This window comes from Caldicoprobacter sp. (assembly GCF_047459465.1).
In the GTDB taxonomy this organism is placed as follows: domain Bacteria; phylum Bacillota; class Clostridia; order Caldicoprobacterales; family Caldicoprobacteraceae; genus Caldicoprobacter.
Genome location: NZ_VSCO01000092.1, coordinates 1 through 7,270, shown reverse-complemented (window position 1 = coordinate 7,270; position 7,270 = coordinate 1). Strand labels below are relative to the sequence as shown.

General features: G+C 46.6%; 6 protein-coding genes and 1 pseudogene. 1 reads left to right on the top strand and 6 read right to left on the bottom strand.

Going from position 1 to position 7,270, the window contains the following annotated elements; all coding sequences use genetic code 11:
* Positions 1–1,377: methyl-accepting chemotaxis protein (locus FWJ59_RS06740; protein WP_414481201.1), on the top strand; the 1,377-nt coding region annotated here is incomplete at its 5' end.
* Positions 1,378–1,404: 27 nt separating this feature from the next.
* Here the strand turns inward: FWJ59_RS06740 and FWJ59_RS06735 are convergent.
* The 6 genes and pseudogenes from FWJ59_RS06735 to FWJ59_RS06710 form a co-directional block, all read right to left on the bottom strand.
* Positions 1,405–1,878: a hypothetical protein gene (locus FWJ59_RS06735; protein ID WP_414481200.1), complete on the bottom strand. Its 474-nt coding sequence runs from the start codon at positions 1,876–1,878 to the stop codon at positions 1,405–1,407.
* A gap of 20 nt (positions 1,879–1,898) precedes the next feature.
* Entirely contained in the window at positions 1,899–3,446 is a 1,548-nt protein-coding gene (gene xylB, locus FWJ59_RS06730; RefSeq protein WP_414481199.1) for a xylulokinase, read from the bottom strand.
* A gap of 204 nt (positions 3,447–3,650) precedes the next feature.
* A complete protein-coding gene (locus FWJ59_RS06725; RefSeq protein WP_414481198.1) occupies positions 3,651–3,788 on the bottom strand; it encodes a hypothetical protein in 138 nt (45 codons plus the stop codon).
* Between the two features lie 4 nt (positions 3,789–3,792).
* Positions 3,793–5,307: a carboxylesterase/lipase family protein gene (locus tag FWJ59_RS06720; protein ID WP_414481197.1), complete on the bottom strand. Its 1,515-nt coding sequence runs from the start codon at positions 5,305–5,307 to the stop codon at positions 3,793–3,795.
* Between the two features lie 46 nt (positions 5,308–5,353).
* Positions 5,354–6,970 (bottom strand): alpha-L-arabinofuranosidase C-terminal domain-containing protein, encoded by a 1,617-nt coding sequence (locus FWJ59_RS06715; RefSeq protein WP_414481196.1) that lies wholly within the window; start codon positions 6,968–6,970, stop codon positions 5,354–5,356.
* A pseudogene (locus tag FWJ59_RS06710) lies at positions 6,930–7,270 on the bottom strand (hypothetical protein); the annotation flags it as partial. The gene FWJ59_RS06715 and the pseudogene FWJ59_RS06710, both read right to left, overlap by 41 nt.

Below are 7,270 nucleotides of genomic sequence, written 5' to 3'. Positions count from 1 at the left end.
TCGGAAATTGGCGAGCAAATAGAAGAAGATGAATCGGTAAGCTCCCATAGCATAACAGAACATGACTTTTATCAGGATATAATATCCTCCGAAGAACCTTCGGGTTATAAAGAAGTAGACCATCATGGCGAAAAATGGTTGATGATCTATAATAAAGTTGGAGAAACCGGATATACGTTAGTAGGCCTTATTCCAAACTCAGTGTTATTAGCCGCTACGCAGAATATTGCTAGAACCACCATCATGCTGATGATATTCGCCTGTATAGTGGCCCTGATTACCGGCCTATACATGTCAGGCACCATGGGCCGAACCATAGGGCGAATCATCAGCGCCGCTGAAAAAGTTGCCATGGGCGATCTTACAGTCAATCTGGTGTCAAGGCGCAAGGACGAGCTGGGCATATTGACCAAAAGCATAAATTCAATGATAGCCAACATGCGCCTGCTCATACAGCAAACTACTAACCTTGCGCATAAAGTCGTCGAATCATCGTCAACGGTAGCCTCAACCTCGCAGCAGCTATCGGCATCATCTCACGAAATTGCCAGAGCCGTTCAGGAAATAGCTCAAGGAGCAGCAGAGCAGGCAACCGATGCAGAACAGGGCGTTCAAAAGATGGACATGCTGGCCGCAAAAATAACCAGCGTTTCAGAAAATGCTAGAGAAATTCACAATTTGTCCAAGGAGACCTTAAATTTAACCCAACAAGGGCTTGATGCGGTGGATCAGCTAGAACAGAAAGCTAGCCAGACCACCGTTATAACTCAAGAGATATTGGCAGACATAGATATGCTCAACCAGCATTCCCAGGCCATAGGCAAGATAACAAAAGTAATCGACAACATAGCCGACCAGACCAACCTTCTGGCTTTAAACGCGGCAATAGAAGCTGCGCGAGCCGGAGAGATGGGCAAGGGATTTGCCGTGGTGGCCAATGAAATACGCAAGCTGGCCGAGCAATCGATGGCTGCCACCCGCGAGATCACTACCATCATCAAAAACACACAGCAGCAAACCGCTCAGACCGTCAAGCGAGCTAAAAACGCAGAGGATATTGTAAAATCTCAGAATGAAGCTGTGATCACCACCATCTCGGCCTTCAAACGGATAGCAGCATCGGCCGAAGCGCTTGCCAACCGGGTTGAGCAGATAATACAGCGCGTCAATGAAATGGAAAACGATAAAAACCAGGCGGTATTGGCAATGCAAAACATATCTGCTGTGTCGCAAGAGGCAGCAGCATCATCCCAGGAAGTAACGGCATCCACCGAAGAACAGCTGTCGGGTATAGAACAACTAGCCTCCTACGCTGAGGAGTTAAATTATGCCGCCCAGGAGCTGATGCAAGCCATCAGCAAGTTTAAAACGGAGTAAAATTAAAGGGAGCAGCAAATGCTCCCTTTAATTATTTTTTACATTTCCCTTATCATTGTTATCCAATGAGCCAAGCCCCACCATGACAGGGGCTACCAAGACGATCATGAGCATCATGGTGAATAATGCTCGCCATACATGGGATGAGATATATCTGTAGAGCTCTACATCGATTGACACTGCCAGCAGCAACACGGAAGGCAATTGCCCCAATAAACCCACCGCAAAGCCGGCAACAGGCCTTTTTGAAGAGCTTAAGACCCCAAAGGCCTTGCCATACTGAAACATCAACACATAATACGGCATAATCAATAGTACCATTACCAGCCATACTGGCAAGGGGATGGGGATGCCTGATTTTCTAAACAGCTCCACCGCTTCAAACAACAAAAAGACAACCGTCCCGCCCCCTCCCAGCAAAATCGAATTCAAAACGGCAAGCCGTATTCCTTCAATGGCACACTTGCCAGTACGCGGAAACCACTTCTCAATCCATTCCATCTTAAAACACCTGGCAATAATTATGCTTGGCCGCTCAACTCCCGCTCGATGCGAGCAACCTTCAAATAGCTGTCCTTTAAAGCATAGTAAAGTTCCTTATACACCTCATAATATCTATCGTATACTCTCACATTGGCCTCAATGGGTTGCTGCACTCCTACGCGTTTGATGGCCGCTTCGCATGCCTCAGGCACGCTATTGTATACGCCTGTTCCAACGCCAGCCAGCAATGCAGCACCAAAAGCAGGCCCTTCGGTGGAATTGATGGTGGTGATGGGGCTGTTGAACACGTCGGCCTGTATCTGCCTCCACAGCTTGCTCTTGCCGCCGCCACCGGAGGCCCGCACTTCTGACACCTCAACGCCCATCTCCTTTATTATTTCAAGGCAATCCCTGAGGCTATAGGCTACCCCCTCCATGACGGCGCGGATCATCTCATTTCTACCGTGTTTTGCCGACAGGCCGAAGAAAACGCCTTTGGCATAGGGATCAAGGTGAGGAGTACGCTCCCCCATGAGATACGGGAGGTATATGAGCCCTTGACAACCCGGCACTGCCTTTTCAGCTTCAGCATCCATAAACACATATGGATCTACGTCCATAAACTTGGCAAGCTCACGCTCCATGCCGCCAAAATTATTGCGCATCCACTGAAGCGACAGGCCAGCCCCCTGCGTTACGCCCATAACGTGCCAGGTATTGGGCACGGCATGGCAAAACGTGTGAACCCTGCCCTTAGGGTCTATCTTCACCTGGTCCATGTAGGCAAAAACCACGCCTGAGGTCCCAATGGTGGACGAAATAACTCCTGGCTTGACTATACCGTTGCCTACGGCACCGGCTGCCTGGTCACCGCCACCACCCACGACTGGAGTACCGGGGAGCAACCCCGTCAGCTGAGCAGCCACCTGGCTTACCTTACCACTTACCTCAGGCGACTCATACACATCTGGTAACCAATCGAAATCAATCCCCAGCTTATCCACTATTTCGCGGCTCCAGGTTCTCTTGGGCACATCCAAAAATTGCATGCCACTGGCATCGGATACTTCGGTGGCAAACTCACCGGTAAGCCTGTACCTTATGTAATCTTTGGGAAGCAAAATCTTGTTGATCTTTTCAAATATTTCGGGCTGGTGATTTTTCACCCACATCACTTTAGAAGCGGTAAACCCCGTCAATGCGGGATTAGCAGTAATCTCAATTAGCCTCTCCCTACCTATGATCTCAGTTATTTGGTCGCATTCCTCCTGAGTACGCTGATCGCACCATATTATGGCAGGCCTTAATACCTTGCCCTCCTTATCCAAAAGCACCATACCATGCATCTGTCCTGTCAAGCCAATACCCTTGACATCAGAAGGATTAACTCCGCTTTTTGCCAATACCTCTCTGATGCTCTCAACCGCTGCATTCCACCAATCTTCCGGTTCCTGTTCTGCCCAGCCTATCTGCGGCTGATAAAGCGGATATTCTTTGGTTACGCTGGCCACAGTATTCCCCAACTCATCGAACAGGGCTGTTTTTGTCCCCGAAGTACCAATGTCGATCCCAAGCAAATAAGCCATGAACAACACCCTCCTATCATTCCTCTTTTTTCGTCGGAAATAAAAACTTCCTTAAAACCAAAGTTGAATATATCTTTTTTTTATATTCTACGTAAACATATTTTTTCCTCCATTTCTTGCAAAGAGACTGTCCAAAATTCAGTACATTAACAAACAATGCTGCTCCTTTCTAGTCTATGTGGCTCTTCTTCACCAGAAATGGGCTTAATTGTTCATATCCTTATATCCTCTAAATCTACCGCCACAGCCATCAACCCTACCGGTCCCAACCCGAAAACTGCTTAAATAATCTTTATTCCCTTCAGGCAAACGGGCATACACCGCCTGCCTGGAGGAATCCATCAACTCATATCCTGAGCCTCTTAAAATAATGCTTCACCATCAATTTCATAAGCTCTGTGGGCCTGTCGGGGTCCTTGCCCGGCCTGTCTCCAAACAGCATTATAAAAGGTTCTTCCTTCGTGTAGGGCCGCCACTCAGGCATCGGCGTACCATCAGCATCTAACCCGTTAGGATCCCCCTTCTTCGCAAAATTGGTCCAATAGTTGCACATCTGCCGCGCTAGATCATAATGCTTCCCCACAAACGGCCTCCAACATTTTGCCAACGTCTCAAAAGTAAACCACAGCTCCGATGAATGAAATGAACCAGCGTCATCCCCTGGTATCTCGGGATCAAAACGGTAACAGTATATGGTAGTATCTTTCTTCTCTGCATTATACTCACACCACATAAGGTTCCCTATCTCAAACATATTAACTGCGCCTTTGTTGCACATCTCCTCTACATCATCATTTTCTACCTTGCATAATCTTAAATATTCCTCTGCATCCTCTTGATACTTCTTATAAGCGTAATCCTTAAATTCCTCTACCGTCTTTGCATTTGGCTTCTCCACAAACTCATTCCCTGTGTGCCCCATAATCAAGGGAATTTTATGCCATTTCCCTTCCATTATCAGCTTTACCGGGTTGTCCACTATATAATACCCATCCCTTACAAAACCCCATCTACCTTCAAATGATTTAGCCTTCTCAAAAAGCTCCATTGCATCTATCTTACGAGCCTCATCCAAAGAATCTACACCCAAATATTTGAAAAATTCTTCCCCCATTTTTTCTGCTTCTTCCAACGAAGGATACCCCTGATTAAACCGCGGTGGTGCAAAGCCTCCCCCACTTTGAATGATGGCTTTCTGGAACATCCCCTTACTCACAGGCGAAGTTATATGGGCTGTTACGCTGCCACCCCCCGCAGATTGCCCAAATATCGTAATGTTGTCCGGATCCCCTCCAAATGCTGCTATATTCCGTTTTACCCAGGCAATCCCTGCCAACTGGTCCAACAGCCCAAAATTGGCTTTCGGCCCATTCGGATTCTCAGCCGATATCTGCGGATGAGCAAAAAACCCAAACACATTTAATCGATAGTTAACGCTTACAAATACTATCCCTCTCCGTGCAATGCGTTCACCATCAAATTCCATCTCCGAAGTATACCCTACCTGCAATCCTCCACCGAAAATCCAAACCATCACCGGCAATTTCTCATCCGGCCGCTTCGCCGGCGTCCATACATTCAAATACAGGCAATCTTCGCTCATCGGAACATTGGGATCTACATGCCATTCCTTGGTATAAATGTTGTCGGGGTTCAGACCGGGAGTCGCCTGTATCGAAATTGGAGCAAAAGTATAGGCTTTGTAGACGCCTTCCCAATCCTTGCAGGGCTGCGGCGGACGCCATCTTAACTCACCTACAGGCGGTGCAGCAAATGGTACTCCTTTAAACACTGTTATCCTCGGATCGGCCGCAGGAAGCCCCTCCAATATCCCATTTTCAACAACTACCCTCCTCAACATACCCTTTCCCCCTTCTTTTTCATTTTCCATTATAACCCTACCCTAGTCAGCCGCTCTTCTTGCTTAATCTGATTACATTCCACGATAACTTCCTGGTCAGAGCGATAACCTTACCGTCCTCCATCCTTGTCTTTGTGTTCAACGTCGGCACGATGACTTCGGGAGATTCAAAGCTGTTCCCCTTAGTTATATCGTCTGTATACATCTCCACATGCTCTACCAGCTCATAACCTTCAAAACCTCGCACATCCAAACTAACCTCAATGTCGTCCTCAACTGAACGGTTGATTATAAACACATCCACTTCTCCCTTTTCCTCGTGATGCACAGCTGCTGCCTCTATTGCTTGTACATCCTCATAAGAATGGCATTGATTGAAATCGTTAAGAGCATACTGCTGCGTATTGAACGTCGGCCCATCTACTACAGGTAAAATAGACATACCTTCTGCTGCCAACCTGTTCATCTGATAGTATGGATAGTACGATGCATTCTTCCAAACGTGCTCCCCATCAAATGCTATCGCACCACCTAATCCCCCAGTCATACATCCTATCTTAATCCGATCGGCATTCCGGATGAAAGTAAGCAGTATCGAAGCAACGCCCAACGCTTCTAACATCTGATACGAAGTGCGCCTTCTCCTTACAAATTTATCAGGTTCATGTTTGATAAACACGTTTTCCTCCCTAGGCCTAAATTGCATGAAAACCTTGCTGGCATCCTTCCAACCCCTACGCCCATATGTCACTTCACCTTGCCTGCCAAACATGACTCCATATTCATCAAACGAAATGTACATCTTCTTTGGTGTACCAATCTTGGCCTGAAGATAATCGCAAATTGCAAATATAGCCCTTAAGCGTTCCTCTATCACGGAAGATACGTTCAAATAACTGGCGATATCCCCCTCGGGAGCACTATGATAATAGTGTACAGACACATAATCAACGGATTCATAGCATTGCTCCAGCGCTTCCATCAACCACTCAGGAAAATGCTTAGAATAATCCGAAACCCCCGATAGAACAGTCTCCGCTTTGCAATCAATCCACTTAATCACCTTTGAAACCTCATGGGTCAAAATGCCAAATCCTACAGGGTTCTTCTCCCATGAACCTATTTGCCAGTGACCATCCATCTCGTTCCCCAAATACCATATCTTAATGGGATATGGCTCCGGATGCCCATATTTCTTGCGCAGCTCAGACCAGTAAGTCCCTCCCTCATGCCTGCAGTACTCAACCAAATGCGCTGCGCTCTTTAAGTCATCAGTTCCAAGGTTTATGGTAAACATGGGTTCGGTATTGGCCCTCTTCGTCCACTCCAAATATTCATCAAGACCAACGATGTTGGGCTCTATCTGGAACCATGCTAGGTCCAACTGCACTTTCCTATTCTCCAGCGGCCCTATGGAATTTTTCCACTCCCACCCTGAAATCCAGTTGCCTCCGGGAAGGCGTACAGCGGGCATTCCAAATTCTCTTACTGCCTCCAGTATATCCTGTCTAAATCCCATCTCATCTGCCGATGGGTGTTTGGGGTTATATATACCCCCATATACCCAATTGCCTATGGGCTCTAAAAATGCACCAAAAAGCCGCTTCTCTACTTTAGCAATCTTATAGTCTGGATGTACAGTCACCTTTGCCGTTTTTAACATAAAGACACCCCTCCTTTATGTTTGGATTTCTATAAAGCTTATTTGTAAAAACGCTTATATATCCGATTATATATCCAATACTTCCATCTACATCATTAGACTGGCGCGTATTCTTATAAATAAACTTTGCAAAGTCGAGATAATGCTCATCATAGTCAGCAGCACCAACTGCAGCCTCCAGCCATTTATGTTCATTAGTTAGATCATACAGTGCAAGAAATTCAAACAGCGCATAAATGCCAGATTCTTTATCTTGGATATCTGCATTATCACATGTTCCCCCACGATACTCCATATTTA

Excerpts from the sequence above, each read along its gene's own strand:
- FWJ59_RS06725 (WP_414481198.1), bottom strand. The coding sequence starts at position 3,788 with ATGGATTCCTCCAGGCAGGCGGTGTATGCCCGTTTGCCTGAAGGGAAT.
- FWJ59_RS06735 (WP_414481200.1), bottom strand. The coding sequence starts at position 1,878 with ATGGAATGGATTGAGAAGTGGTTTCCGCGTACTGGCAAGTGTGCCATT.
- FWJ59_RS06715 (WP_414481196.1), bottom strand. The coding sequence starts at position 6,970 with ATGTTAAAAACGGCAAAGGTGACTGTACATCCAGACTATAAGATTGCT.
- xylB (WP_414481199.1), bottom strand. The coding sequence starts at position 3,446 with ATGGCTTATTTGCTTGGGATCGACATTGGTACTTCGGGGACAAAAACA.
- FWJ59_RS06720 (WP_414481197.1), bottom strand. The coding sequence starts at position 5,307 with ATGTTGAGGAGGGTAGTTGTTGAAAATGGGATATTGGAGGGGCTTCCT.